General features: G+C 42.1%; 25 protein-coding genes and 1 riboswitch. Of the genes, 23 read left to right on the top strand and 2 right to left on the bottom strand.

Going from position 1 to position 26,115, the window contains the following annotated elements:
* Nucleotides 1-5: 5 nt before the first annotated feature.
* The 11 genes from ABE28_RS14515 to ABE28_RS14465 all read left to right on the top strand — a co-directional run bounded on the left by ABE28_RS14515 (nucleotide 6) and on the right by ABE28_RS14465 (nucleotide 11,650).
* Nucleotides 6-1,166 (top strand): D-alanyl-D-alanine carboxypeptidase family protein, encoded by a 1,161-nt coding sequence (locus ABE28_RS14515; RefSeq protein WP_064463132.1) that lies wholly within the window; start codon nucleotides 6-8, stop codon nucleotides 1,164-1,166.
* The gene (locus tag ABE28_RS14510; RefSeq protein ID WP_064463130.1) at nucleotides 1,159-1,752 is read left to right on the top strand and encodes a nucleoside recognition domain-containing protein; all 594 of its coding nucleotides are present in this window, start codon (nucleotides 1,159-1,161) and stop codon (nucleotides 1,750-1,752) included. The genes ABE28_RS14515 and ABE28_RS14510 overlap by 8 nt, the downstream gene beginning before the upstream one ends.
* A 1-nt stretch (nucleotide 1,753) precedes the next feature.
* Nucleotides 1,754-2,293 carry a spore maturation protein gene (locus ABE28_RS14505; protein WP_180319963.1) on the top strand — a complete coding sequence of 180 codons (540 nt, stop codon included), beginning with the start codon at nucleotides 1,754-1,756 and terminating at the stop codon, nucleotides 2,291-2,293.
* A 315-nt stretch (nucleotides 2,294-2,608) separates the two neighbouring features.
* On the top strand, nucleotides 2,609-3,349 hold the full coding sequence (rluB, locus tag ABE28_RS14500) for a 23S rRNA pseudouridine(2605) synthase RluB (protein WP_064463128.1): 741 nt from the start codon (nucleotides 2,609-2,611) through the stop codon (nucleotides 3,347-3,349).
* Between the two features lie 204 nt (nucleotides 3,350-3,553).
* Nucleotides 3,554-4,084 (top strand): thiol-disulfide oxidoreductase ResA, encoded by a 531-nt coding sequence (gene resA, locus ABE28_RS14495; protein WP_064463126.1) that lies wholly within the window; start codon nucleotides 3,554-3,556, stop codon nucleotides 4,082-4,084.
* Between the two features lie 18 nt (nucleotides 4,085-4,102).
* Nucleotides 4,103-5,752: a cytochrome c biogenesis protein ResB gene (resB, locus tag ABE28_RS14490; RefSeq protein ID WP_064463124.1), complete on the top strand. Its 1,650-nt coding sequence runs from the start codon at nucleotides 4,103-4,105 to the stop codon at nucleotides 5,750-5,752.
* A complete protein-coding gene (gene ccsB, locus ABE28_RS14485) occupies nucleotides 5,745-6,923 on the top strand; it encodes a c-type cytochrome biogenesis protein CcsB (RefSeq protein WP_064463123.1) in 1,179 nt (392 codons plus the stop codon). Before resB ends, ccsB begins: the two co-directional genes overlap by 8 nt.
* 279 nt (nucleotides 6,924-7,202) lie before the next feature.
* Nucleotides 7,203-7,919 carry a response regulator gene (locus tag ABE28_RS14480; RefSeq protein ID WP_064463121.1) on the top strand — a complete coding sequence of 239 codons (717 nt, stop codon included), beginning with the start codon at nucleotides 7,203-7,205 and terminating at the stop codon, nucleotides 7,917-7,919.
* Nucleotides 7,916-9,703 (top strand): ATP-binding protein, encoded by a 1,788-nt coding sequence (locus tag ABE28_RS14475; protein WP_064463119.1) that lies wholly within the window; start codon nucleotides 7,916-7,918, stop codon nucleotides 9,701-9,703. Before ABE28_RS14480 ends, ABE28_RS14475 begins: the two co-directional genes overlap by 4 nt.
* Nucleotides 9,704-9,903: 200 nt before the next feature.
* Complete coding sequence (sigX, locus tag ABE28_RS14470) at nucleotides 9,904-10,464, top strand: RNA polymerase sigma factor SigX (protein ID WP_064463674.1); 561 nt, start codon at nucleotides 9,904-9,906, stop codon at nucleotides 10,462-10,464.
* Nucleotides 10,430-11,650: a hypothetical protein gene (locus ABE28_RS14465; RefSeq protein WP_064463117.1), complete on the top strand. Its 1,221-nt coding sequence runs from the start codon at nucleotides 10,430-10,432 to the stop codon at nucleotides 11,648-11,650. The genes sigX and ABE28_RS14465 overlap by 35 nt, the downstream gene beginning before the upstream one ends.
* A gap of 51 nt (nucleotides 11,651-11,701) precedes the next feature.
* Here the strand turns inward: ABE28_RS14465 and serA are convergent, their stop codons facing one another.
* Nucleotides 11,702-13,276, bottom strand: a complete 1,575-nt coding sequence (gene serA / locus ABE28_RS14460; RefSeq protein WP_064463115.1) for a phosphoglycerate dehydrogenase — start codon at nucleotides 13,274-13,276, stop codon at nucleotides 11,702-11,704.
* Between the two features lie 497 nt (nucleotides 13,277-13,773).
* Nucleotides 13,774-13,908: riboswitch (FMN riboswitch) on the top strand.
* Between the two features lie 166 nt (nucleotides 13,909-14,074).
* On the opposite strand from serA, the gene ABE28_RS14455 reads away from it, so the two are divergent.
* Complete coding sequence (locus tag ABE28_RS14455) at nucleotides 14,075-14,656, top strand: ECF transporter S component (RefSeq protein WP_064463113.1); 582 nt, start codon at nucleotides 14,075-14,077, stop codon at nucleotides 14,654-14,656.
* A 130-nt stretch (nucleotides 14,657-14,786) separates the two neighbouring features.
* On the opposite strand, the gene ABE28_RS14450 is transcribed toward ABE28_RS14455, so the two are convergent.
* Nucleotides 14,787-15,035 (bottom strand): ferredoxin, encoded by a 249-nt coding sequence (locus ABE28_RS14450; protein WP_064463111.1) that lies wholly within the window; start codon nucleotides 15,033-15,035, stop codon nucleotides 14,787-14,789.
* Nucleotides 15,036-15,324: 289 nt separating this feature from the next.
* Between ABE28_RS14450 and ABE28_RS14445 the strand changes: the two genes are divergently transcribed.
* From ABE28_RS14445 to ABE28_RS14395, 11 genes are all read left to right on the top strand, one after another.
* The gene (locus tag ABE28_RS14445; protein WP_064463109.1) at nucleotides 15,325-16,389 is read left to right on the top strand and encodes a YpbB family protein; all 1,065 of its coding nucleotides are present in this window, start codon (nucleotides 15,325-15,327) and stop codon (nucleotides 16,387-16,389) included.
* Nucleotides 16,386-17,900 carry a RecQ family ATP-dependent DNA helicase gene (locus ABE28_RS14440; protein WP_257390600.1) on the top strand — a complete coding sequence of 505 codons (1,515 nt, stop codon included), beginning with the start codon at nucleotides 16,386-16,388 and terminating at the stop codon, nucleotides 17,898-17,900. The genes ABE28_RS14445 and ABE28_RS14440 overlap by 4 nt, the downstream gene beginning before the upstream one ends.
* Nucleotides 17,890-18,471 (top strand): CPBP family intramembrane glutamic endopeptidase, encoded by a 582-nt coding sequence (locus ABE28_RS14435; RefSeq protein ID WP_064463105.1) that lies wholly within the window; start codon nucleotides 17,890-17,892, stop codon nucleotides 18,469-18,471. Before ABE28_RS14440 ends, ABE28_RS14435 begins: the two co-directional genes overlap by 11 nt.
* A gap of 27 nt (nucleotides 18,472-18,498) precedes the next feature.
* A complete protein-coding gene (locus tag ABE28_RS14430; RefSeq protein ID WP_064463103.1) occupies nucleotides 18,499-19,284 on the top strand; it encodes a LysM peptidoglycan-binding domain-containing protein in 786 nt (261 codons plus the stop codon).
* A 143-nt stretch (nucleotides 19,285-19,427) separates the two neighbouring features.
* Nucleotides 19,428-19,886, top strand: coding sequence for a YpbF family protein (locus tag ABE28_RS14425; RefSeq protein ID WP_064463101.1), 459 nt, complete (start codon nucleotides 19,428-19,430; stop codon nucleotides 19,884-19,886).
* A gap of 95 nt (nucleotides 19,887-19,981) precedes the next feature.
* A complete protein-coding gene (locus tag ABE28_RS14420) occupies nucleotides 19,982-20,797 on the top strand; it encodes a metallophosphoesterase (protein WP_064463099.1) in 816 nt (271 codons plus the stop codon).
* Between the two features lie 100 nt (nucleotides 20,798-20,897).
* Complete coding sequence (locus tag ABE28_RS14415) at nucleotides 20,898-21,788, top strand: MerR family transcriptional regulator (RefSeq protein ID WP_064463097.1); 891 nt, start codon at nucleotides 20,898-20,900, stop codon at nucleotides 21,786-21,788.
* Between the two features lie 89 nt (nucleotides 21,789-21,877).
* Nucleotides 21,878-22,453: a genetic competence negative regulator gene (locus ABE28_RS14410; protein ID WP_064463095.1), complete on the top strand. Its 576-nt coding sequence runs from the start codon at nucleotides 21,878-21,880 to the stop codon at nucleotides 22,451-22,453.
* Between the two features lie 259 nt (nucleotides 22,454-22,712).
* Nucleotides 22,713-23,990 (top strand): Glu/Leu/Phe/Val family dehydrogenase, encoded by a 1,278-nt coding sequence (locus ABE28_RS14405; RefSeq protein WP_064463093.1) that lies wholly within the window; start codon nucleotides 22,713-22,715, stop codon nucleotides 23,988-23,990.
* Between the two features lie 150 nt (nucleotides 23,991-24,140).
* Nucleotides 24,141-25,118 carry a YpdA family putative bacillithiol disulfide reductase gene (locus ABE28_RS14400; protein WP_064463672.1) on the top strand — a complete coding sequence of 326 codons (978 nt, stop codon included), beginning with the start codon at nucleotides 24,141-24,143 and terminating at the stop codon, nucleotides 25,116-25,118.
* A gap of 18 nt (nucleotides 25,119-25,136) precedes the next feature.
* A complete protein-coding gene (locus ABE28_RS14395; RefSeq protein WP_064463091.1) occupies nucleotides 25,137-26,102 on the top strand; it encodes an asparaginase in 966 nt (321 codons plus the stop codon).
* The last annotated feature ends 13 nt before the right edge of the window (nucleotides 26,103-26,115 follow it).

Raw genomic sequence — 26,115 nt, 5'->3', positions numbered from 1 at the left:
CACTCATGCGTTTTCCATATAAAGAGTTATCGAGTTTCTGTATAGTCATTCTCCTGCTGTCTTTTATGGCACCTGTACAAAGCGCCAAAGCAGCTGTAGCCGTCAGCGCCCATAGTGCGATCCTAATGGATGAGGAAAGCGGAAGGGTCATTTATGAGGTGAATGCTCATGAAAAGAATCGCATAGCGAGCATCACAAAAATCATGACGGCAATCCTTGCCATCGAATCGGGACAAATGGATGATAAAGTAAAGGTCAGCAGCAATGCTTTCGGGACGGAGGGTTCTTCCCTTTATTTGAAAGAAGGTGAAAAGATCAAGCTCGAAGATTTGGTTTACGGGTTGATGCTGCGTTCCGGGAATGATGCAGCTGTCGCAATCAGTGAAAAGGTCGGCGGCAGCCTGGATGGGTTCGTATGGATGATGAATCAAAAGGCGGAAGAAATCGGCATGAAGAATACACACTTTTCAAATCCACATGGACTTGATAATACGGAAAACCATTATTCAACGGCTTATGATATGGCCATTCTGACCCGCTATGCGATGCAAAATGAAACGTACGCAAAGATTGCCGGCACGAAACTGCATAGAGCGCCCAATTCAAATGAACAATGGGATTATGTATGGAAGAACAAAAACCGTCTTCTCACACAATTATATGAATATTGTACAGGTGGAAAAACAGGGTATACGAAGCTGGCAAAACGCACCTTGGTCACGACGGCAACAAAAAACGGGCATGATCTGATCGCTGTGACTTTGAATGGGCCGGATGATTGGAATGATCATATTCAAATGTATGAATCCGCTTTTAAGGATTACAAGCGGACGGAAATCTTACCCCAAGGCCCGGTAGCTGACATGAAAAACAAAGCATATAAAGGACATGTTTACATTAAAAACGATTTCACGTACCCGCTGACGAAAGAAGAAAGCGAACTGGTCAAGGTGAAAATGAAATTGCTGAAGCCAAAGAAAGCCTGGGAAGATAAACGGAAAATCCCGGAAGTGGTCGGCAAGGCCTCCATTTATCTCGATGGAAAGAAAATAGGGACGCGGTCGATATTTTATGGGGAATCAAAAGAGAGCTTCAAGCAGCAATCATTCCAATCTTCTTGGGCTGAGATCTTCGAAGCTGTGTTGGGACTCGAACGCAATGGTTAATTACATTTGGGGTGGCATGTTCGTGATCGGGATTGTATTCGGGATGATCAATGGAACGATGGATCAGGTGAATGAAGCTCTTTTTGTCAGTGCAAAGGAAGCTGTCACCCTATGTCTGGGCTTGATGAGCATACTTGTTTTTTGGCTGGGCTTGATGAAGATTGCTGAGGAATCGGGATTGCTTGATAAGCTATCCACCTTGTTCAAGCCATTCATGCGATGGTTATTTCCTGAAGTCCCGCCCAACCATCCTGCCATGGGGTATATATTATCGAATATGATGGCTAATACATTCGGTCTTGGAAATGCCGCTACTCCCCTTGGGATAAAAGCCATGGAGCAGCTAAAGAAATTAAATGGCGGAAAAGCGACGGTCAGCCGCTCGATGGTCACTTTTTTGGCAATCAATACCTCAAGCGTAACGCTGATTCCTACGACTGTCATTGCGATCCGCATGAATTACGATGCCCATTCCCCAACAGACATCGTTTTTCCGACGATAATAGCCACCGCCATTTCCGCCATCGGGGGCATTGCGATCGATCGATATTTTTATTATAGGAGAAAGAGGAACGGGAGGGAATAATATGTTGCATTGGATGACCACCATTTCGATTTGGATGATACCGCTTTTGATTCTCTCCATCTTACTGTACGGTACAATGAAAAGAGTCCCGACCTATGAAACCTTCGTCGAAGGGGGAAAAGAAGGAATTAACATGTCTTTTTCCCTCATCCCTTTCCTTGTAGGGATGTTAGTAGCGATTTCGGTGTTTAGGGCATCAGGGGCTTTGGATTACTTTGTCCAATTGGTAAATCCATTGCTTGCACTTCTCCATTTTCCGTCCGAGGTTTTACCCCTTGCGATAATCAGGCCCATCTCGGGAACGGCTGCATTAGGCATGACAAGTGACCTGATATCGGTTTATGGACCTGATTCATTTGTTGGCCGTCTAGCTGGCACGATCCAAGGAAGCACAGATACCACCTTCTATGTATTGACGGTTTATTTTGGGGCTGTCGGGATTAAAAAAATGGGGGATGCCCTGAAGGTTGGACTCTTGGCCGATTTGATCGGAATCATAGCAGCTGTCATTGTCGTGACACTCGTTTTCGGAATGAATTAAAAGTCAAGGAAATGGGCGCCCCATTTCTTTTTTTTTGTCTTTTTTCAACAAAAGTTCCGTAGTGGGGGCCCGTGTTTTTCGTCTGTTTAAACTTTATCTAAAAGAAGGAACATTTTTTTGTATGGAAAAAAAAGCTATGTTACACTCATTATGGAAACCAACCCATTTAACTAGTCTCATTATTGGTGCAATAATAAAAGAAAAGCCCATTATCGCGAAAAACCTTTTGTTTTTGTCTCTCTATATGTAATAATTGTATGATTGTGTATTTGTAGACAATAACAAACGAATGATTAGACTATGAGGTGAAGATAGATGGAACGATTACAAAAGGTGATAGCGCATGCTGGACTGGCTTCCCGCCGTAAAGCAGAAGAGTTGATTTTGGAAGGTAAGGTCAAGGTGAATGGCAAAGTAGTGAAGGAATTGGGTGTGAAGGTGGGTCCTAATGATAAGGTTGAGGTCAATGAAGTCCCGCTTGAAAAAGAAGCTCCGGTTTATTTCCTCTTCTATAAACCGCGCGGGGTCATTTCGGCCGTTTCGGATGATAAGAATAGAAAGGTCGTTACGGATTATTTCCCTTACATCAATGAACGGATATATCCAGTCGGTCGCTTGGATTACGATACATCCGGTTTGTTGGTATTGACCAATGACGGAGAATTTGCAAATACATTAATGCATCCCAAGCATGAAGTGGATAAAGTGTATGTGGCAAAAGTGAAAGGAATGCCTCTTCGTGAGAGTTTGAAAAAGCTGGAAAAAGGCATCAAGCTGGAAGATGGCAAGACAGCCCCAGCCAAGACAAGGGTATTGTCGACCGACAAAAAAAAGGAAACGGCCATTGTTGAAATCACGATACATGAGGGCAGGAACAGACAGGTACGCCGCATGTTCGAAGCGATTGGACATCCCGTGATTAAATTGAAGCGGGAACAATACGGATTTTTGACCTTGGATGGCTTAACTGCAGGGGATTCCAGGGAGCTTACTCCGCATGAGGTCAAATTGATGCGTACCATGGCATCGACCGACCCTAAACAAAGAAGGATGTAAGCAAGACTGTACTTGTTTTGATAGATTGAAGGCCACTACCCCATCTTTTTCGGTGAAGATGGGGTGGAAACCAACCTGTAAATCCCTTTTCTTTCATGATACGGTAATGAATGTCACAAAACCTTCGAAAATGCAAAAAAATGGGCATGGTGTTAAGTGGTATAATGGTAGGGTTAAATTTAGTGTTGCCTTAGGAGGATTTCTATGGAAAAAAAGAAGCGACGCTTAATAAGCAGAACCATCATTCTGTTGCTGTTAGGTGCAGCTTTAGTGTTTGCCCTTTATACGAACTTCACTAAAGATAAGAATGAAAGTCTTAGAAAAGGATCAGATGCGCCCAATTTCGTATTGACGGATATGAAAGGCAAAGAACATAAACTGTCCGATTACAAAGGAAAAGGTGTTTTCCTGAATTTTTGGGGTACATATTGTAAGCCGTGTGAATATGAAATGCCGTATATGGAACATCAATATCAAAACTATAAAGACCAGGGTGTGGAAGTATTGGCGGTCAACGTCGGGGAATCCGAGTATGCTGTCGATAATTTCATCACAAAGCATGATCTTACCTTTCCAGTCATGATTGATCAAGGCAGGGAAGTGGAGAATGCTTATCGCGTGGATATTTTACCCGTTACCTTTTTGATTGATAAAGAGGGACAAGTGATAGATATCATCACCGGAGCTTTGACAGAAGAGAGCATCCAAAAGCATATGGAGAGAATCAAACCATAATACTGGGGAGTTTTTGACATGAAAGAAGTAAAATGCGATTGTGGTCATGTAAATCCGTTCGGCACGAAGATTTGTGGAAAGTGTGGAATGGTGCTTGGTAATGAAAAAGATAATCAGCTAATCGATATGCGCTATGAAGGTAGTGCGAGGCGTTCGCAAACCTACAAGAAAACGGCGATTGATAAAATATGGAACTTTTTTTCATCCGTCAAGGTAGGGGTGACGCTCATTGTCATAGCTTTGATAGCTTCAGCCATCGGTACGATTTTACCGCAGGAAATGTATATTCCTTCGACTGCTACGCCGGCAGAGCATTATGAAATGGAATACGGCTGGTTCGGTAAGGTGTATTATGAACTCGGATTTCATAATTTGTATAGTTCATGGTGGTATTTGCTCATCATCGGCATGCTCGGCATATCACTGCTTGTTGCCAGCATCGATCGTTTCTTCCCTCTCTATCGTTCTCTAAAAAAACAAGGAGTCACCCGACATGACGGGTTCATGAAACGGCAGAGGGTTTATGGGGTAACGAAGCTTGTTGATCCGGATAGCGACCTAAATAAAGTAAAGGCTGAACTAAAAAGGCAGCGTTACCATATACGTGAGGAGAATGGTCATATACTTGCCGAAAAAAACAGGTTTTCACGGTGGGGGCCCTATGTAAATCATATTGGACTTATCATTTTTTTAATTGGCGCCTTGCTGCGTTCTGTCCCAGGCATGTATATCGATAAAGTCGTTTGGCTTAGGGAAGGCGAGAAAAAAGAGATTCCTGGCACGAATGGTGAATACTATCTCCAGAATAATGAATTTACCTTAGAGGTCTATGACAAAGGCAATAAAGAGGATGAACAATATAGTGCCGCCATCGATAAGACCGGCACGATAGCCAAAACCTATCAGTCCGATGTTACGCTTTATGAACGCAAGGGGGAAGCCATACCAGGGGCCAAAGTTGACCTAGAAAAGATTAAAGATTATAAAATCAAAGTCAATGAACCTCTGAAATATGATCATTACGCCCTGTATCAAGTAGATTATAAGTTGGATGAGCTCAGTACGATGTCCTTTAATTTGATCAATAAAAAAACGGAAGAAAAATTTGGTAGTGTGAAGATCGATTTGAATGATCCGCAAAAGAAATACGAATTGGATAAGGGATATTCCGTGGATCTGATCAGTTACTTCCCTGATTTCGAATTTGATGAAAAAGGAGAACCTAGGACGATATCGAAGATTCCGAATAATCCAGCATTTATTTTCAAGATGCATACACCGGACAAGCCTAAGGGTGAAGTCAGTTTCGTGGCGATTAAAGAGACTGCCGAGCCATTAGGTGAAAACACATTTAAAATGGCTTTCAATGGTGTGGAAACACAAGATGTCACGGCCTTGACCGTCCGGAAGGATTTGACGCTCTGGATTCTGTTCAGCGGAGGGATCATTTTCATGGTGGGTGTGGTCCAAGGGTCGTATTGGAATCACCGTCGTATCTGGATCAAGAGGAAACAGGATGAGATAGTGATAGCCGGCCATACAAATAAAAACTGGCACGGCATCAAAAGAGATATTAAAAAAGCGATAGAATCGACATCTCTTTCTGAACCAACAGATCAACTTGAAGAGGAGAAATCTTCTACTAAGGGGGAAGTTTTAAATGGCTGAAATAAGCAGTAACTTTTTATATGCAGCTTTCATTCTATACCTGGTCGCCACTTTCTTTTTCGGGGGTGCGATAAAGGATAAACAGGGAGCGGAGGAAAAGAAACAAAATAAATGGGCAAAGCTCGCCATTTTCATTACCATTCTAGGTTTCGCTGCGCAAATTGGGTATTTCATTACTCGATGGATTGCAGCAGGCCACGCCCCTGTAAGTAACCTGTTCGAATTTACGACCTTCTTCGGAATGATGCTGGTCGGTGCATTCATATTGATTTACTTCCTTTATAAAACACCCGCCCTTGGGTTGTTCGCTTTACCCATTTCATTATTGATCATTGCCTATGCGAGTATGTTCCCTAGAGAAATATCACCACTCATCCCTGCATTGCAGAGTGATTGGCTTCATATTCATGTTACGACTGCAGCGGCAGGTCAGTCAATACTTGCCATCAGTTTCGTTGCAGCCATCATATACTTGGTCAAATTCGTCGATCAGACACATTCCAGTAAAAGAACGTTCTGGCTGGAGGTCATCATGTTCACGTTAGTCAGCACCATCGGATTTGTCATCATCACTTCAAGCTTTGCAGCAATGGATTACAAAGCGAATTTTGATTGGGTCGATAAAAAGGGTGCAGCGGACAAGCAGGAATTCAACCTGCCTGCCTTAGTGGGCCCCCATGAAGGAAAACTGATCGAGTCGGATCGGTTGGAGCCGCTTGTGAACATGCCTGCTATCATCAATGCCAAAAAATTGAATACAGTCATTTGGTCAACAGGTGCGGGGCTTGTCCTTTACGGTCTAATAAGATTGATAACCCGCAGAAGAGTGGCGGCATTGATAAAGCCAATCGTTAAAAATGTTAATTTGAGCCTATTGGACGAGATCAGTTATCGTTCGGTGCTTATCGGTTTTCCAATCTTTACGCTCGGTGCACTTGTTTTTGCCATGATATGGGCACAAGTGGCGTGGACAAGATTTTGGGGCTGGGACCCGAAAGAGGTATGGGCGCTTATAACCTGGTTGTTTTATGCCGCTTTCCTGCATTTGCGCATGTCAAAGGGCTGGCAGGGGGAGAAATCGGCCTGGCTTGCCGTAATCGGTTTCGCCATCATGATATTCAATTTGATATTCGTTAATCTCGTTATAGCCGGTTTGCATTCATACGCATGATTCTGTATTGTAATATGTAGCTGAAGGGGGTCTTTTGATAGAAATTCGAGGAGATGGATGATCGAATTTTCTAGAGAACGATCCTTTTTTTTTATAAAGATGATTATAAAAAGGATAACGCGTTGAATGTAGAGTGGGTGCAGCCAATCATTGTGACAAAATGGTGAAATGTCCGTGGTGGTGATGCGGAATTGCCTTTTTATCATACTTTGGATGGAAATAATATTAGTCATCGCAGTATTCATTTTGTAGAATATAGGATAGGAGGCTGATTACATAATGTATAATGCAATTAAAATTCTCGTGGTGGATGACGAAGAAAGAATCCGCCGGTTATTAAAGATGTATTTGGAAAGAGAGGAATACATAATCGATGAAGCGGAAAATGGTGATGTGGCATTAACAAAAGCCCTCGAAAATGATTATGATTTAATTTTATTGGATATCATGATGCCTGGTAAAGATGGAATCGAAGTATGCCGTGAGCTGCGGGAGAAGAAAACGACACCTATCATCATGCTGACGGCTAAAGGAGAAGAAGTGAACCGGGTCCAAGGATTCGAAGTCGGGACCGATGATTATATCGTGAAACCGTTCAGTCCCCGGGAAGTCGTATTGAGGGTGAAAGCTTTATTGCGTCGATCGTCCAGCACGAGTTACGTACAGACTGAAACGACTGCTAAAGATGTTATCGTTTTCTCGCATTTAACCATAGATAATGATGCCCATAGGGTGCTAGCCGATGACAAAGAGGTTTCTCTAACTCCAAAGGAATATGAATTATTATATTTCTTGGCCAAATCCCCTGATAAAGTTTTCGATCGGGAGCAGCTATTAAAAGAAGTGTGGCACTATGAATTCTTTGGAGATCTTCGAACTGTAGACACACACGTAAAACGCTTGCGTGAAAAACTAAACCGAATATCAGAAAATGCAGCTAAGATGATTGTCACGGTTTGGGGTGTCGGTTACAAGTTCGAAGTTATTAATGACTGATGTTATGGGGCAGTGTTGTAGGAAAGCTTTGGGCAACGATCTTATTGCTCGTGTCATTTGTATTGATCGTTTTAACCGTTCTTCTCGTCGAATTTTTTGAGAATTTCCAAATAGAAAATATTGAGAATGATTTAACGAAAACGGCTGAACAAATCATCAAGGTGACAAATGATCATCAAGGATCTAATACGGATGTTTTACAAATAGCTTCTGAACTGATAGGCAATGAAACGAAAATGATCATTTTGAACGATGATAAAATGGTATTCTCATCCATCGGTGATGACGAAATTGAAATAACGCCGCAATCGATTAAGTCAGACTCCGAATTGCTTAAGGTTTTTACGGAAAGGAAGACCGTAAAAAAGGAAATGGCGCTGTCTAAAAAAAATGATGAGGATTTATCCGCCATCGTTGTAGGCGTGCCGCTTGAGTTGAATGGAGAGAAGGATGAGGTCTTCCTGTTTCAATCGTTGGAGTCGATGGAAGAAACGACTAAATCTACGACACAGTTCATTTTATTGGCAGCAGGAATTGCCATTATTTTAACTACGTTTTTTGCCTTCTTTTTATCAACCAGAATCAATGCTCCATTAGTGAAGATGAGGGAGGCTGCACTTGCCATCGCACGAGGGAAGTTTGATACGAAGGTGCCGATCCTGACCCAAGATGAAATCGGTGAGCTGGCGATAGCGTTTAATCAGATGAGAAAGCAACTGAAATTCAATATGAATGCGCTCAGCCAGGAAAAGGAGCACCTTTCAAGCATTTTAAGCAGTATGGCAGATGGGGTCATTACCTTCAATAAAGATGGTACGATTCTTGAGACGAATCCGCCAGCTGAAAGATTCCTGCAATCCTGGTATTTCGAAAAGGGATTTAACAGGGAAGATAATGTGAATGTCCCGTTGGTGCTGATGAATCTATTTGATGAGTCGGATTCTCTGGATAAGGAGCAAATCGGGGAAATTACGTTGCAGGGGCGCGACTGGGGCTTGATTGTCAGTCCCTTATATACCACTCCCGACAATATCCGGGGAGCGGTTGCCATCATTCGCGATATGACTGATGAAAGGCGGATGGACAAGCTAAGAACGGATTTCATTGCGAATGTTTCCCATGAGCTGAGAACACCGATTTCCATGCTGCAAGGGTACAGTGAAGCGATCGTTGATGACATAGCCGGCAGCGAAGAGGAAAAGATGGAGATGGCCCGCATCATTTATGATGAGTCCTTGAGGATGGGCCGTTTAGTCAATGATTTACTCGATTTAGCTAAATTGGAATCGGGAAAAATGAATCTTAGCTATGAGCGTGTTCACATTTCCCCTTACTTGAAAAGAATTACCAGCAAGTTTGCCGTGCTTGCCAAGGAAAAGGGAATCTCCATATCGATGAGCCTTCAAGATGATGATATCGATTGGCATTTCGATCCGGATCGTATTGAACAGGTCTTGACGAATCTGATCGATAATGCAATCCGCCATACTCCTTCAGGAGGGAACATTGATGTCATTCAAAGGACAAGTGATCGAAGAGGCCTGGTCATAGATGTGAGGGATTCTGGATCGGGTATCCCCGAAGAGGACTTACCATTTGTATTCGAGAGATTTTATAAAGCGGATAAAGCAAGGACACGCGGTCGGTCAGGTACGGGATTGGGGTTGGCAATCGCAAAAAATATCATCAATGCCCACGATGGCTACATTTCGGTAAACAGTTTACTGGATAAAGGAACAACATTCAGTTTTATCCTGCCTCGAATTATGGAAAATCCTGAATGAATGACGGGGAGCTTGCCAGAAAATCTTGTTTCATAAGAAACGGTGAAAACAAAGGCAATTGGACGTAATTCCAACTGCCTTTGTTTTTTTAAGCAAGATAAAGGAAAAAATGCCGGAATGTTATAATGGGAATGAAGCGGGATTATGTAACTTTTCGTTAAAGTTTGACGACTATATTTACGAACGGATGTGGGGAAATGATGGATTCCGTTTTCCACGATCTTTATGAAAAATATCATCAGGAAATTTATCAATTCATTTATTATATGACTAAAAATCGTGAAACGGCAGAGGATCTTATGCATGAAGTCTATATCCGGATCATGAAGGCCTATGAACGATTCGAAGGTAAAAGCAGTGAAAAAACCTGGATGTATTCCATAGCGAGAAATGTGACGATCGATCATTTCCGAAAACAAAAAGGGTGGAAGGATAAAATTTTCGCTAACTTCGATTGGGATCGGCAATCGATTGAAGATACCAAGCCGATGCCGGAGGAAGTGGCGATATTGAACGATGATATCCAAGCTCTTTATCAATGCTTGAACCGATGCACCACGAATCAAAGGTCGGTCATCATTCTGCGATATATACAGGGGATGTCGATAACAGAAACAGCTGATATATTAAACTGGAGTGAAAGTAAGGTGAAAACGACCCAACACCGAGCCTTGAAGGTTATCAAAAAGCTGATGGAAGATTTAACTGGGAAGGAGGGACGCCCCATTGAGGAAATCCCGATGGAACGAAAAAGATATTGAAGACATGCTACGCGAGCTTCCGAGAGTGACGGATGACAGAACCAAGGCTGAGATAATGGTGGGAATAGAAGATAAAAAGAAAAAGAAAAAGAAGCGCTCGTTACATCTGATGGCTGGCGCTGCTTCCCTAATCCTGATGATTATTTTGGCGTCAGCATTGATGACTGGTAAAGAAGGGGAGGTAAGTCAAGAGAAAAGTGACAGCAATCAAAAATTATCAGTTTCTGAGAGTAAGGAATCAGCGGATTACGGAGCGAAATCCAAAGGAAACAGCTCGGATGATATTCAGGAAAATCAAGCGCTTTCGAGCGAGCACCCAAAAATCCTAGCTCAAGACGAGCAATTGGATATTGTCCCTTTTAAAGGAGCACAGGAAAACATGTTCGCACATGCGATTTACGAGGATGAACTGAAAAATGCCTCGACCATTACGATAGGCATACCGGATGATCAAATGAATATCATCGTTCCCGTTTCCATCAAGCTTAAATACTTTGACGAATCGGATACCCTGATCCAGATGGTCAAGCAAATGTCTGCTATCGATGAAAAGCAATATGGATTATCCGACTATTTTCCCCTTGATGTGACCATTAGCAAAGGTACCGATAGCACCACTGCTCACATTGAGTTTCAAGAAGATAGTTCACTATTGGATGATGATGCACTTTTTCTAGCTTCCATGGAAGAAACCCTATCTTATAATAATATAACGAAGATGACTTTTGCTACAGATGGCAAGCCGGGGGCAAAGTTTTCGCATAAGGGTTTTTTAAAGACGCTGGATATACCCCAATATAAACATCGAACATATCTTCTTTACAAAAAAGATGAATACTCTCCAAGTTTACTTGTTCCAAGCAATGTCAAGTATCAAAGCTTTGCTGAAGCGCTGCAGGCGGCAAAAAGCCAGTCTGATATAAAAGGGATAGCTCCTGCCATCCCGAGAGACCTGAATTGGAAAAGGGTAAATATCAATGGGAGTCATGTGACCATTCATTTCGCAGAAAATACGGCCATTGAAAATAGTAAACAGACCCTTCAAGCTTTAGAAGCGATTCTTTTCATTGCGAAGGATTTTGGGTATGAAACAGTGAGGTTCGAAAATGCTTCAATTGAAAAAGTGGGGCATCTGGATTTAACTGGAGATATAGCAGTGCCGAGAGCCCCGAACCAAATGAATTGAGTCAGGGGAGGAACAAGCAAAAGTGCCCGGGATTCGGGCACTTTTATTTGTTTATAATGAAATGCGGGACATGAAGGTGATTTCTTTTGTTTCCATCAGGACTTGTTTCAGAGCGTCCTCGAGCGGCGCATCAAAGCTCAATACCATGATGGCTTCTCCTCCAGCTTCTTTTCGGCCTACCTGCATCGTGGCGATGTTCACCTTGTGATCTCCAAGGATTTTCCCTACGTTTCCGATTACCCCAGGTTTATCGGTATGCTGAATATAAAGTAAATGTGCTTCCGGATGAAAGTCGATTTTGAAGCCATTCAAATTTACAATCCGTGAACCGTAATTTTCGATATAAGTCCCACTGATCGTTAGTTCCCGATTATCTCCTTTCACCTTTACACTGATCAAGTTCGCGTACCCTAGTGAGTCAGTGGAGATTTTTTCCCCGACAGTGATGCCGCGCTCTTTTGCGACCAGCAAGGCATTCACCTCATTGACGGATGCGTCAACTCTTGATTTGAAGAAACCTGAAATTAAACTTTTTGTCAGAATTGCAGTATCGAAGTCTAGTGATTCGCCTGCGTATGTTACCGAGATTTCTTGAATACCTTCTTTCATGCATTGTGAGGCAATCGATCCCATTTGCTGAACGAGCTGATAAAAGGGCTGGACCCTTTCGAACACTTCTTTAGAGATGGCTGGAAGGTTGATGGAACTTGAGACTGGATTTCCCTCAAAAAAGGTCAGGACTTCCTGGGCAACCTGTACGGCCACATTCAATTGGGCTTCTTTCGTGGAGGCTCCCAAATGTGGTGTGGCAATGACATTATCAAGTTCGAGGAGTTTATGTCCAAACGGAGGTTCTTCGACGAAAACGTCCAAGGCAGCGCCTGCTACTTGACCTTTAACGATCATCTCATATAAATCATCTTCGTCCAGAATTCCACCCCGGGCACAGTTCAGTATATAAACGCCTTTTTTACAAGTGTACAATTTTTCTTTATTGATTAACCCTCTCGTTTCAGCGGTCAGAGGCGTATGTACAGTAATGATGTCTGCTTTAGGAAGCAATTCATCCAAGGGTAATGATAGGACCGACATCTTTTTAGCACGATCGGCTGACAGGAATGGATCATATACAATGACATCCATCCCAAACACTTTAGCTCGCTTGGCGATTTCCCCTCCAATACGCCCAAATCCAACAATGCCCAATGTCTTGCCCCGAAGTTCCGTACCTGTGTACGAAGAACGTTTCCATTCTCCATTTTTTAGTGAGGCGTTTGCCTGCGGAATGTGGCGCATTAGTGAAGCCATCATGGCAAAAGTATGCTCAGCTGTTGAAATGGTATTGCCATCAGGTGCATTGACGACGACGATTCCGCGTTTCGTTGCAGCCGGGATGTCTATATTATCAACGCCAACACCTGCGCGGGCAATGATTTTCAATTGAGGCATCCCTTTCATTAATTCTTCGGTGACCTTCGTTGCGCTTCTAACAAGGATAGCATCAATCTGCTCAAGTTCGTTTGCTGCTTCCTCTACCGTCTTTTGAATGAGAAGAATATTGGATGCGCCTGATAGAGGTTCGAGTCCCTCTGGTTTGATGGCATCTGCTACTAAAATCCGATACACGATTATACACCTTCCTTATGAATGAATTATCTTAAATTTCAGTTAATTTTACAATCGAATGAGGGATGATGTCAATTTGGTGCTTTGTCGTTTATACGTTTAATTGGAGGGGGTGGCCTTATGTGCGCAGCTCAAGCATAACGTATTAGTGGTTTTACCGTAGTGAGCTACGGCAGAAAAAAATTTTCAATAATTCTCAGTCTATGACAAATTCGATGAAAATGGGGTTGTCTATAGCTTTCATCTGAGTGCATCCCCTTTAGGTTCAGCAGCTAAAAAGCACATAGCCCACTATTTTGAGATTTGGACATCGGCCGTTTCGTTCCACTGCAGGAGATAAGCTTTCCGGAAGCGGTCCAGGGAGAGTGGGACGCCCAAGTGAATAATCGTCACTTATGTTGGCCGTTTTCCATACTATAACAATTAATTAAAAGAAAATGCTATTCAAAAGTAAGATTATCGGATATAATGGGTTTGTTAAATAAAAAATTTTATAGGTCTATCTTCGGGGCGGGGCGCAATTCCCCACCGGCGGTGATGAAGAAATGTTCTTCTAAGCCCGCGAGCCTTAAGGGGCAGGATTTGGTGTGATTCCAAAGCCGACAGTATAGTCTGGATGGGAGAAGATGGAGGTTCCTGATTGCGTTTCAACAATCATTTGCTGAACGTTTGTTTGATGTAACCTTTAATTTATCCCTTTAATTCAATCGGAATTAAAGGGTTTTTTATTGAACATCAACTTGCTGATGGAACCCAAACCTCTTTTTCAGGTAGATCGGAAAAGAAGGAGAGAGAACTATGAAAAAGAACAAAGTGAAAAAAACGGTGACACTGGCCATGATGGGAAGCATCTCGTATTTATTGATGCTTTTGAATTTTCCGTTTCCCGGATTCCCTCCATTTCTTAATGTTGACTTTAGTGATATTCCAGCATTGATGGCTGCCTTGATTTTTGGACCTGTCGCTGGAATTTTGGTTGAGTTCATTAAAAACCTTTTGGATTTAGTCATGACAGGTACACTGACAGTTGTACCAATTGGACACATCGCTAACTTCATAGCGGGCATCCTGTTCGTGTTGCCAACCTACTATGTGTTCAAAAAAATCAATTCAAAAAAAGGGATGACCTTCGCTTTGCTTGCAGGCACAGTAACCATGGCGGTTTTCATGAGTGTCCTGAATTATTTCGTTTTTCTACCGGCATACACCTTCTTTTTAGGGGCGGAAGCCATGTCGGGACCAGAATCAAGAACACTTGTCACGACTGCCATTCTACCTTTCAACGTGATAAAGGGCCTACTGATCACCTCTGTATTCATGGTATTGTTCATTAAACTGCAGACATGGATCAATAAACAAATATTATATAAAAATGCTTGATGACATAGAAAATATGAACAAAAAAAACCGGATAGCGCTATCCGGTTTTTTTGTCCGCCTACATGAAAGGGAAGAAGCGGAATAGTATGCCTAAAAAAAAGCCATTCTCATTTGAAAATGGCTTGTGACTTTATTCGTATTTCAGTGCGTCCCCGTCAAATGCCTCTTCGGAAACTTTAATCGAATCTGTTGGACACCCTTCGAACGCGTCCATCATGTCATCTATCAGTACATCCGGAATTTCCACGATACCCTCGTTATCGTCAAGGGTGACAAAAGCGATCCCTTCGTCATCATAATCATATATATCCGGTGCTGCTGCTCCACAAGCTCCGCATGCGATGCATGTTTCTTTATCCACAATCGTAAATTTAGCCATGAATATAACCCCTCCTAAGTTACTTAACAACTGATAATCTTTTTGTCCAGATTATTATCTCTTTCTTATTGTAAGACCCAATGCCAAACTTTTCAATAGAAAGTGTATTGAGAATTACTATCATAGAGCGGAATGTCAATGGAAAACATTCATATATTTAATTTTATTCTTGCCTTGTTTCGTCATGAAGTCACAAATTCTTCCTTAATTTAAGTAATAAAAACGGCGGTTTTTGCAGTTTTTTGTTACAATGGAGTTAATGGATCCATGAAATAAGGATGTGTGTCCCATGAATAATTATCTACAGGCAATCATTCTATATGCGATAAAAAAATTTCAAGGCGAGCGTTCCGTTTATGCTATATACCATATGCTGCAGGGGAAGAAGTCGTCACAAACGATTCAGGATGCCCATTTGTTCGGATTAACGAATATTTTTGGGACAATGCCTGTATTTACCCGTCAGCAATTAAATCAAAACATTGAACAATTCCTTAAAGATGGCTTCATTAATCCAACGGATAAAACCGATGCATATGAAATTAGCGGACATGGTGAGGGGATATTAGCCGGATATTTGCTGAATAATCCGTTTCCAACCTATCTTAATGGTTGGAAGTACCAAAATATAACCCCGGTATTCTGGGGAAGGTTAAACTTACTCATTCAAACTATATCCCATATTGTCCACAATGAAAGACGTTTTTATCCGATACAGCGAAACCTTAAGATCCAATCCTTCGTTAAGGAATTCCTGCATACACATCGTCAGGATCGAGACTTGATTGCGAGGCATCTCTATGAAGAACTGGTATCGCTACTAGAGGGGCAAAGTGACTTGAAAAGGGATATATTCATCTTGAAATTAACGGGCGTTAACAGGATTGGGCTAACTTTTGAACAGATTGCCAAAAGCAAAGAGGCAGAAGAAGAATATGTGCGGTTCATGTTTTTTGACTCGTTGCATCAATTGCTTGCCGAATTGGGTGATGGAGCCGATCATCCCCTTTTGGCGTCGTTGACATATGATTGGAAAAGGGGAGGAAACCCTCATTTGACCCAATCGACACAAAGGACCCTGCAATACTTGCTGGAAGGGAGAAGCATGGGGGAAATCGCCGAAATCCGCCGCTTGAAGCAAAATACGATTGAAGATCATCTTGTCGAAATTGTACTTTCGGATAAAAGCTTTCCAATACACGATTATGTGTCGGGCGAGGATGAACGTGATATTGCCGCAGCAATTGCGGAACTTGGCACCAAAAAGCTAAAGGCAATCATGCAAATGGTCGATAATAAACAAATAAGCTTTTTCCAAATCAGGCTTGTACTGGCGAAAATGGGTGACCAATGATGAATATCAAACATTTCCTTAAAATGAAATTCGGCTTTGACGAATTCCGACCGGGACAAAAAGAAGTGATTGAATCCTTGATGTCCGGCCACCATACATTGGCGATGCTGCCCACCGGATCCGGTAAATCGCTATGCTATCAGCTGCCTGCTTATCTTTTGAATAAGACCGTCCTCATTGTTTCCCCATTATTATCATTAATGCAGGATCAGGCAGATCAGTTGAAAATGAATGGGGAAAAAAGTGTTTTGACGCTCAATTCCTTTTTGACGATGAATCAAAAAAGAATGGCATTCGATCGGCTACATAGGTACCGGTTTATCTTTTTATCACCTGAAATGCTTAGCCTTGAAGGTGTGATCCAATCCTTGAAATCAATCGATATAGGTTTGTTCGTCATAGATGAAGCCCATTGCATCTCGCAATGGGGCTATGATTTCCGTCCCGATTATTTGAACTTAGGTGAAGTGAGGCGGGAGCTGAACGATCCGCTGACGCTAGCTCTGACTGCGACCGCAACGAATGAAGTCAGGCAGGACATCGTAAGTAAACTCAACATCGGACAAGCGAAGGAAATCGTTTCGTCCGTTGACCGTGAAAATATTACGATATTAATAGAACGTATCCACAGCTATGAAGAGAAGCAATATCGCTTATTGGAACTTGTCAAGGAATTTACCGGCAGTGGAATCATTTATTTTTCATCTAAACGAGTGGCTGAGGCAGTCACTGGTTTTTTACAGGAAAATGGAGTGGATAGTGTCAATTATTATCACGGTGGGATGGAACAGGAACAAAGGATGCTGATTCAGCAGCAATTCATTTCCGGTCAGCTGAAAGTGATCTGTGCGACAAGTGCCTTCGGTATGGGGGTAAATAAAGCGGATGTCAGATATGTGATTCATTTTCATATGCCTTCGACAATGGAAGCATATCTTCAGGAAATAGGCAGAGCGGGAAGGGATCAGAAGCAAAGCGTGGCCATTTTACTATATAATGATGGCGATGAAGGGCTTCCCCTGCATTTGATGGAGCAACAATTGCCTACAGATAATCAAATTGAAGGGGTTTGTTCGTACTTGGGAGCTACAGGCATGACTCTAGCGACTTGCACCCTTACGGAAAAAGAACATCTGTCCCAATCGTATTCCTTGAACGAAGTCCAGCTTCGTTTTTTCATTCAACTCATTGTAGCCACTGCAAATCCGTTACACCAAGTGGCGGAGATGAAGGAATATTGCCGTAAACGAAAGTTTGCGAATCAAGAAAAGCTGCAAAAATTCCTGAATTGGATCCGTGCAAAGGAATGCCGCCGCACGGGAGTACTGGCCTATTTTGATGAAGAGCAGCAAGCAGTGAACCCGCAATGCTGTGATAACTGCGGGATGGACGCTAAAAAAATGGAAGAGCTATGGCCTGATGTCAAGCTTGAACACGTTAATTCCTTTTCCACATGGAAAGAGGAACTGGCTTTCATCTTATTGAAGAAGGAAAATGGGCATGAAAAATAAGCAGGCTGAATTAATTAAGCAACTGACAGATAAACAATTGCTCCATAATTTGTTTCTTACACAAATTATTCTCTTAATGTTAGCATTGTTCTTGGGTATTATTTTATTTGAAGACCGTTCTGCATTTTTCGAATTATTTATGTTCGATGACCTGAGCATTTTATTGATCGGGGTACCCGCTGGAGTCCTGGTTGTTGTATTGGATATTATATTGATGAAAGTGACACCGCCTTCCTATCAGGATGATGGTGGAATTAACGAACGCATTTTCGGCAATTTGCCATATTCGATGATTTTTGTCGTTGCATCAGTTGTTGCGATAAGTGAAGAATTATTATTCCGCGGAGTGCTGCAAACTCATTTTGGTTTGCTTTGGACGAGCATCATTTTTGCAGCCGTTCATTATCGTTACTTGTTTAATTGGTTCTTATTTTTAAACGTATTGGTTTTGAGCTTTTTTATCGGTTTTCTGTTCGAATGGACCGATAATATCATCGTGACGATAATGGCCCATTTTGTCATTGACTTTATTCTTGGGGTTTTAATTAGGGAAAAAAACAAAAAACGTTGAGGTTGAGCAAGAAGGGAGGTGACTTGAATGAATCGAGTGCAAAAGAGTGAGAAGGAAAACGATCAGGCGGGTGAACTTCGTTCGCGAGTTGATCGTCATAAGGCTAAGTCTTTGCCTAAGCGCAGTAAAATCCATCAAAATAAAAAGAAAAAAAGTAAGGTGAAGTTTAAGTTTCCGATTATTAAGGCATTAGCGTTGTTTTTCATTTTGCTTCCGATTGGTTTTTACAGCCTTTATTCATATCTTCAGAAATTACCGGAACATGATCAAAAACCCAATCCAATCGTCATTGATAACAGTGAGGACGCTAAAGAAGCGATTCCGACTACAGCAACTGCAAGTGACTTAAAGGATAATGATGAAAAAGATTCGTCGAAGGCGGATGCGAAGAAAGAGAAAGAAGAAGCTAAGGCTAAAGCGGAGGCAGAAGAGGAAAAGCAGAAGGCTAAGGAGCAGGAACAAGCTAAGAAAAAGGCTGAAGAGAAAGCCCAAGCTGAGCAGGAAGCGAAAGAAAAGGCCAAAGCGGAGCAAGAAGCAAAAGAAAAGGCTCGGGCTCAGCAACTTGCTGATGAAAGAGCCAAGAAGGAAGCGGAAGAAAAGCAGAAGGCGACCCAAGACGTTCAAGCCGCAAAGCCTGATAAGGATGAGTATAAGGTTGTCTTACATACGGTTCAACCACAGGAAACCCTTTTCCGGATTTCAATGAACTATTATAAATCGCAGGAAGGCATTGCGCTGATCAGGCAGTGGAATGGATTGAATGGCAATGAAATTTCCAAGGGGCAGGTATTGAAGATTCCGATTAAGAAATAATGATGACACCCTGTCTTATAGCCAGGGTGTTATTTTTAATTCCAATTTTTCATATACGGCAAAAACAAGATGGGTAGGCACTTTATCATTTTTTCCTGGACAACTTCATATTCTATTTTAGAGAGAGTGAAGGAGGAAAAAGAATGGAATCGACAATCATTTTATTGGATGAAAAGACGGACCAAGCAACAAAACAAATGCTGCAGAATGTAGTGGACCGCAAAAAGAAGTTCGAGGCTCTTAAAAAAAAGCACATGAAAAGCTTATGGGCGACCATGATTGTTGCTGGTTTTTTTTTAATTTACCTTTATCTTAATATTGTAGTTCCTTATTCATATTCTTTTTTCACGATGTTCAGTGTTTTCGTCGACCATTTCAGCCATTTCCTGTTCTTGGCTTCAGCTATCGGGCTTTATGGATATATGGTGATGATTAAGAAGAAGCTCGATAAAGCGGAAAAGGAATTTCAACTGCTTCGCTGTGAAATCATCAATAAAAGTAAGCAGCTGTGGGAAAAAGAGGAAGAGTGGAAAAGCCGCCATAAGGTTTTTGAAATGATGAAGAAAAATTTTGATATCAATTTATACCATGAAAACAAATGATGATGTGTTAAATGATAGATGATTGCGGGTATCATGATTTTATGGTTACATGAAGATAACTCTTAGGCTTAGGATGGAAAGAAGGTTTAATGCAGATGTTATGGGTATCTGGAGTATTTTTTATCATTATTGTGCTGGTATTTGTCATGGTATTTTACATGTGGCGAACGGCAAAGCAAGATCGGCTGATTATTCAAGATTTATATTTCAATGATTTTCCTGAAGGATTTGGCGACATGCGGATTTTTTTCATTTCTGATCTTCATCGACGAATCCTTTCGGATCATTTGATTGAAGGCGCCCGCGGCAAAGTCGATTTGGTGATCATCGGCGGAGATATAAGAGAGAGCGGGGTGCCCATTGAACGTGTGGAAAACAACCTTTTGAAATTGAAAGAACTTGGTCCTCTTTATTTTGTATGGGGAAATAATGATTATGAAGGAGATTTTCATGAACTCGATGCAACACTTTTAAAGCATGGAGTGAAAATCCTTGATAATACAGCGGTGTCATTCGAATCGCAAAAAGGCAGGGAAATTGCTCTATTGGGCATTGATGATATTACGGAAGAACGTGATCGCCTTGACCTAGCCCTTTCAGATTGCGGAAATGAGCCCTTTAGGATTCTGGTGAGCCATAACCCCTCGGTCAAAAAACAGCTAACTTCGGAACACCGAATCAGTCTTGTCCTGTCAGGTCACACCCATGGCGGGCAAATTCGGATATTCGGCTACGGACCTTATCAGATTGGCGGCATAAAAAAAGAGGGGGACTGTTTGTACATGACAAGCAATGGCTACGGGACAAGCGCTGTGCCTTTGAGGCTTGAAGCTAGGCCGGAGACACATCTTTTCACCTTGAAAAGAGGGAAACGGACGGAAATTGGCGAAGCGGTGGAGAAGGTCTATTAAGCGGGATTGTCCAGTCAGCATATTGGAATTTTACAGTCGAAAAAGAATCCACTATAATTTCAATAAATGAAAGTTCAGCTATTGGAGGCCTTGTAAAACCATGCAAGAAGGTAAATATAATATAAAGGCAGTTTCAAACCTGCTAAACATACAGCCGGGAACTCTACGAGCATGGGAAAGGCGCTATAAATTCATCGAACCCGTCAGAAATGAGTCAGGTCACAGGCTTTATACAGAAAAACACCTGCAAACCTTAAAGTGGCTCATCAATAAAACCGAACAAGGGTTCACGATAAGCCAAGCCGTGTCCCTTCTTGAAAGCACCGGGTCTGAAGAAAGTGGATCGACTGAAAACCGCAAGGATGAGCAAACGATCAAGCTATCGGATGACCTGATCGAAGCTTTGTTGAATTTCGATGAAAACAAAGCGCAAATGCTGATTAGCCAAGCCTTCAGCATGTATACAATCGAACATACGATAGTGGGTGTCCTTGGTTCCATATTGGTGCAAATAGGCGATAAGTGGGAAAATGGAGAAATCACTTCTGCTCATGAACATTTTGCGTCCAATATATTAAAAGCAAGGATCAGCTCCGTCATGCATACGATACCGACCAGCGGTTTTCTTCCAAAAGCCCTTGCTGTTTGCGCCCCGGGTGAGAAGCATGAATTCGGTTTACTGATTTTTACCATTTTTTTAAAACGGAAGGGATATGAAACCATTTATTTGGGGGAATCCATTGCCGATAACGACCTTTTAATCGTATTGAACATCATAAAGCCTCGATACCTATTCATGTCATGTTCAATGCAAGCGAACCTTGAAGCGACACTAGAGCTTATTGAAGCATTAAAAAAAGACTTCCCGGATTTGAAGGTAGGGCTTGGGGGAGCGGCGCTCAGTTTTATATCCGAAGAAGAGCGTGAAGACTTATGCGGCATCATGATTGGGGAAACGCAATCGGATTGGGAGGAATGGCTGAAGGTTTAGCTGTCGATACTGAGTGGAATAATGGATATGCACCCTGCGACCAAGGCTTCATATGATGTATGAAGATGGTAACCAGGGGGCATTTTTTTATGAAGCTGGAACGATTAACGAATAATAAAATCAAGATTTTTTTGACCCTTGATGATTTAATTGATAGAGGCATAACCAAAGAAGATATTTTAGGGAATTCTTTAAAGGTCCACAAGCTATTTCAGGATATGGTCGAAGAAGCGTGCGAAGAACTCAGCTTTAAAATGAGTGGTTCCATTGCAATCGAAATATTTTCCCTGCCCGCCCAAGGACTGATCATCATCGTTACTAAGGATGAAGAAGAATTATTGGCTGATGAAGACGAATTCTTGGACTTACAGGTGAAAATCGATGATTTCCCCCATATTTTGTACGTTTTTGATGAGTTTGAGGATATTGTCCAATTATCTCATAGATTATCTATACAAGGCATGCTGAAAAGTAACCTGTATCATTATGAGGGAAGGTATTATTTACTTATCGAAAATGTCAAAGATACCACCTATGACATGGTCATTTCCTTAGCTGCCGAGTATGGCCGTGCTTCAACGCTCACTATGTGCCGTATCAATGAATATGGAACTTGCATAATTGAAAATGAGGCGATACAAATCTTGGTTGCACACTTTAGCTAGAACCAAAAAGATGGAGACAAGGCAGGCGCATCGTCGAAAAAACTATGTGGTTTGCCTTATTTGCCTCACCTTCCTGGATGAAGAATGGAATGGGGGATCATAGGGATGATAACGGTTTCATTTTTTGAATATTTCCAACTTTACATTTCCCATTTTTACTCTTGCATAAATATAACGAAGGTGTATACTAGCACATGAAGAGGACTATTTGTTAATTATATTTTAATATATGGATGAGATTTTCTAGGAGGTACTTTTAATGGAATCGGCAAAAGACAATAGCCATGTAAATGAAGAAGAAAAACATGACGTACTGAGGTCCACTCAAACTGTCATACATAAAGCCTTGGACAAGCTAGGTTACCCGGAGGAAGTTTATGAGTTGTTGAAGGAGCCATTGCGTTTATTAACAGTGAAAATGCCAATCCGCATGGATGATGGATCGGTAAAGATTTTCACGGGTTACAGGGCACAGCATAACGACGCTGTAGGGCCAACAAAGGGCGGTATCCGTTTCCATCCCAATGTAACGGAACGTGAAGTGAAGGCATTATCCATTTGGATGAGCTTAAAATGTGGTATCGTGGATCTGCCATATGGCGGAGGAAAGGGCGGTATCGTTTGTGATCCTCGTAATATGTCCTTCCGTGAGTTGGAAAGACTGAGCCGGGGCTACGTTCGCGCAATCAGCCAAATTGTCGGGCCGACTAAAGATATCCCGGCACCGGATGTTTTTACGAATTCACAAATCATGGCTTGGATGATGGATGAATACAGCCGTATGGACGAATTCAACTCACCAGGTTTCATTACAGGTAAACCGCTTGTCCTTGGTGGTTCACATGGACGTGAATCTGCAACGGCTAAGGGTGTAACGATTTGCATCAATGAAGCTGCCAAGAAGCGCGGCATCGATATTAAAGGGGCTAGGGTGGTCATTCAAGGTTTTGGTAACGCAGGAAGTTTCCTCGCTAAGTTCATGCATGATGCCGGTGCTAAGGTAATAGGGATTTCGGATGCATATGGTGCCCTTCATGACCCTGAAGGTCTTGATATCGATTATCTTCTTGATCGGAGAGATAGTTTCGGAACCGTAACCAAATTGTTTAAAACGACAATTTCAAATAAAGAGCTGCTTGAGCTGGAATGTGATATTTTAGTACCTGCTGCAATCGAAAATCAAATTACAGAAGAAAATGCTGCGGATATTAAAGCTTCAATCGTTGTCGAAGCAGCTAATGGACCAACGACTATAGAAGCGACACAAATCCTGACGGACCGAGGCATTCTGCTTGTTCCTGATGTCCTGGCATCTGCAGGCGGAGTGACGGTTTCTTACTTCGAATGGGTGCAAAACAATCAAGGGTACTACTGGTCTGAAGAAGAAGTGGACGAAAAACTGGAAAAAATCCTTGTGAAATCTTTCAATAACATTTATGAACTTGCACAATCGAGACGTGTTGATATGCGTCTTGCCGCTTATATGATCGGCGTAAGGAAAATGGCTGAAGCTTCACGCTTCCGCGGTTGGATTTAAAAGATTGCGATTGAGTTCGCTTCATAGGTAAAATCATATTCATTGGTTTATCATTGAAATGATTCGCAAAAACTCCTATCATGTATTGATAGGAGTTTTTATTTTTAAATGAACGAATTAAACAGTGGATGGAAAGGCAGTGGAGTTAAGATGAAAGTTGAAGAAGTCATTATCATAGGTGGGGGCCCTTGTGGACTGGCTGCTGCAATCGCGCTTAAAGACGCGGGAATACAGTCCCTGATCATTGAAAAGGGCAATGTGGTGGATTCGATTTATCGTTACCCTACACATCAAACCTTTTTTAGTTCAAGCGAGAAATTGGAAATCGGAGACACCGCTTTTATCATTGAAAACCGGAAACCGGTCCGCAGTCAGGCGATGGCCTATTATCGGGAGGTTGTCAGAAGGAAAGATTTACGTGTAAATACATTCGAAAAAGTGGAAAGGGTCGGGAAACGGGAAGATGGGAAATTTACGGTCCAGACTTCGAAAGGTGACTATACGGCCCTGCAAGTGATTGTCGCAACAGGATACTACGATCATCCGAATTATATGTGCATTCCCGGCGAGCAGCTCCCGAAGGTGTTTCATTATTTCAAAGAAGGCCACCCTTACTTTAGTTGTGATGTGGCGGTGATCGGCGGTAAAAATTCAAGTGTGGATGCGGCGCTGGAATTGGTCAAATCCGGTGCAAGGGTGACCGTCCTTTATAGGGGAACCGAGTATTCCCCAAGTATTAAGCCATGGATCCTTCCCGAATTCGAAGCATTGGTCCGCAATGGAACAATCAAGATGGAATTTAATGCGAATGTGGACAAGATTACGGAAGATAGCGTCATATACCATGTAGGCGAAGAGGAAAAGGCTGTGAAAAATGATTTTGTGTTTGCCATGACTGGTTATCATCCTGACCATTCCTTTTTAGCTTCTATGGGCATAAATATTGATAAGGGAACGGGAAGGCCTGCTTATAACGAGGAAACGATGGAGACTAATGTTAAAGGTATCTATATTGCCGGAGTTCTGGCAGCTGGGAATAATGCGAACGAAATCTTCATTGAAAACGGCAGATTCCATGGTGGTTTGATTGCTAATCATTTAATTGTTGAAAAAGCCAAATACGAATGAAAAGGAGCATACATGAGCATGGAGAAAATATCATTAATAACGACAGGCGGAACGATTGCCAGTAAAGAAACGACAAACGGAATGTTGGCTTCTGGTGCGCTAAGCGGGCAGGAACTGGCTTCAACTTGTGAATTACCAAACGATATTGAACTTAAAGTGGTCGACCTTTTCCAGATTTCAAGCATGTCCATGTCTTTCGGGAGAATGGAACAACTTAATCTTGCCATCCAAAAGGAACTGGAGGATCCGGAAGTGACCGGGATCGTCGTGACCCATGGGACCGATACATTGGAGGAGACGGCCTATTTCCTTGATATCACGAATAAAGATCGACGTCCCATCGTTGTAACGGGATCACAGCGTTCTCCAAAAGAAGTTGGAACGGATGTATATTCCAATTTAAGGAATTCGATCTTATGTGCTGCAAGTGACCTCCTAAAGGATGTAGGTGTGGTTGTCGTTTTTAATGAACGGATTTATTCGGCAAAATATGTGAAAAAAGTGCATGCTTCCAATTTGCAAGGGTTCGAATCTTTTGGTTATGGGTATTTAGGCATAATCGATAACGATGTCGTCAGCATTTACCAAAAACCGTTACATAGGGAGTATTATGAGACTCACAATCATATTCCGAGAGTGGATATCATCAAGTGCCATACGGGTGCTGATGGCATCTTTATTGAGTCTGCGGTCAAGATTGGTGCGAAGGGAATCGTGCTTGAAGGTGTGGGAAGGGGACAAGTTACTCCGGAAATGGTTCAGTCGATTCAAGATGCGATCGATCAAGACATAACGATCGTCATGACTACAAGTGCCGAAGAAGGTAAGGTTTATCCAGCCTATGATTATGAAGGCAGTGCTTTTGATTTGAAACAGCGGGGCGTGATTTTAGGTGCCGATTATGATAGCAAGAAAGCCAGAATAAAGTTGGCTGTCGTGCTGGCAAGTGAAAACGAAGTAGATGAAACCTTCTTTAAGTACTGACGCGTTAAAAATA

It is taken from the genome of Peribacillus muralis, from assembly GCF_001645685.2.
Lineage (GTDB): Bacteria > Bacillota > Bacilli > Bacillales > DSM-1321 > Peribacillus > Peribacillus muralis_A.
The sequence above is the reverse complement of the archived record's forward strand: the minus strand, read 5'-3'. Positions and strand labels throughout refer to the sequence as shown.

What these genes read in the sequence shown, in the direction of transcription:
- ABE28_RS14515 (WP_064463132.1), top strand. Translation starts at nt 6, where the DNA reads ATGCGTTTTCCATATAAAGAGTTATCGAGTTTCTGTATAGTCATTCTC.
- ABE28_RS14510 (WP_064463130.1), top strand. Translation starts at nt 1,159, where the DNA reads ATGGTTAATTACATTTGGGGTGGCATGTTCGTGATCGGGATTGTATTC.
- ABE28_RS14505 (WP_180319963.1), top strand. Translation starts at nt 1,754, where the DNA reads ATGTTGCATTGGATGACCACCATTTCGATTTGGATGATACCGCTTTTG.
- rluB (WP_064463128.1), top strand. Translation starts at nt 2,609, where the DNA reads ATGGAACGATTACAAAAGGTGATAGCGCATGCTGGACTGGCTTCCCGC.
- resA (WP_064463126.1), top strand. Translation starts at nt 3,554, where the DNA reads ATGGAAAAAAAGAAGCGACGCTTAATAAGCAGAACCATCATTCTGTTG.
- resB (WP_064463124.1), top strand. Translation starts at nt 4,103, where the DNA reads ATGAAAGAAGTAAAATGCGATTGTGGTCATGTAAATCCGTTCGGCACG.
- ccsB (WP_064463123.1), top strand. Translation starts at nt 5,745, where the DNA reads ATGGCTGAAATAAGCAGTAACTTTTTATATGCAGCTTTCATTCTATAC.
- ABE28_RS14480 (WP_064463121.1), top strand. Translation starts at nt 7,203, where the DNA reads ATGTATAATGCAATTAAAATTCTCGTGGTGGATGACGAAGAAAGAATC.
- sigX (WP_064463674.1), top strand. Translation starts at nt 9,904, where the DNA reads ATGGATTCCGTTTTCCACGATCTTTATGAAAAATATCATCAGGAAATT.
- ABE28_RS14455 (WP_064463113.1), top strand. Translation starts at nt 14,075, where the DNA reads ATGAAAAAGAACAAAGTGAAAAAAACGGTGACACTGGCCATGATGGGA.
- ABE28_RS14450 (WP_064463111.1), bottom strand. Translation starts at nt 15,035, where the DNA reads ATGGCTAAATTTACGATTGTGGATAAAGAAACATGCATCGCATGCGGA.
- ABE28_RS14445 (WP_064463109.1), top strand. Translation starts at nt 15,325, where the DNA reads ATGAATAATTATCTACAGGCAATCATTCTATATGCGATAAAAAAATTT.
- ABE28_RS14440 (WP_257390600.1), top strand. Translation starts at nt 16,386, where the DNA reads ATGATGAATATCAAACATTTCCTTAAAATGAAATTCGGCTTTGACGAA.
- ABE28_RS14435 (WP_064463105.1), top strand. Translation starts at nt 17,890, where the DNA reads ATGAAAAATAAGCAGGCTGAATTAATTAAGCAACTGACAGATAAACAA.
- ABE28_RS14430 (WP_064463103.1), top strand. Translation starts at nt 18,499, where the DNA reads ATGAATCGAGTGCAAAAGAGTGAGAAGGAAAACGATCAGGCGGGTGAA.
- ABE28_RS14425 (WP_064463101.1), top strand. Translation starts at nt 19,428, where the DNA reads ATGGAATCGACAATCATTTTATTGGATGAAAAGACGGACCAAGCAACA.
- ABE28_RS14420 (WP_064463099.1), top strand. Translation starts at nt 19,982, where the DNA reads ATGTTATGGGTATCTGGAGTATTTTTTATCATTATTGTGCTGGTATTT.
- ABE28_RS14415 (WP_064463097.1), top strand. Translation starts at nt 20,898, where the DNA reads ATGCAAGAAGGTAAATATAATATAAAGGCAGTTTCAAACCTGCTAAAC.
- ABE28_RS14410 (WP_064463095.1), top strand. Translation starts at nt 21,878, where the DNA reads ATGAAGCTGGAACGATTAACGAATAATAAAATCAAGATTTTTTTGACC.
- ABE28_RS14405 (WP_064463093.1), top strand. Translation starts at nt 22,713, where the DNA reads ATGGAATCGGCAAAAGACAATAGCCATGTAAATGAAGAAGAAAAACAT.
- ABE28_RS14400 (WP_064463672.1), top strand. Translation starts at nt 24,141, where the DNA reads ATGAAAGTTGAAGAAGTCATTATCATAGGTGGGGGCCCTTGTGGACTG.
- ABE28_RS14395 (WP_064463091.1), top strand. Translation starts at nt 25,137, where the DNA reads ATGGAGAAAATATCATTAATAACGACAGGCGGAACGATTGCCAGTAAA.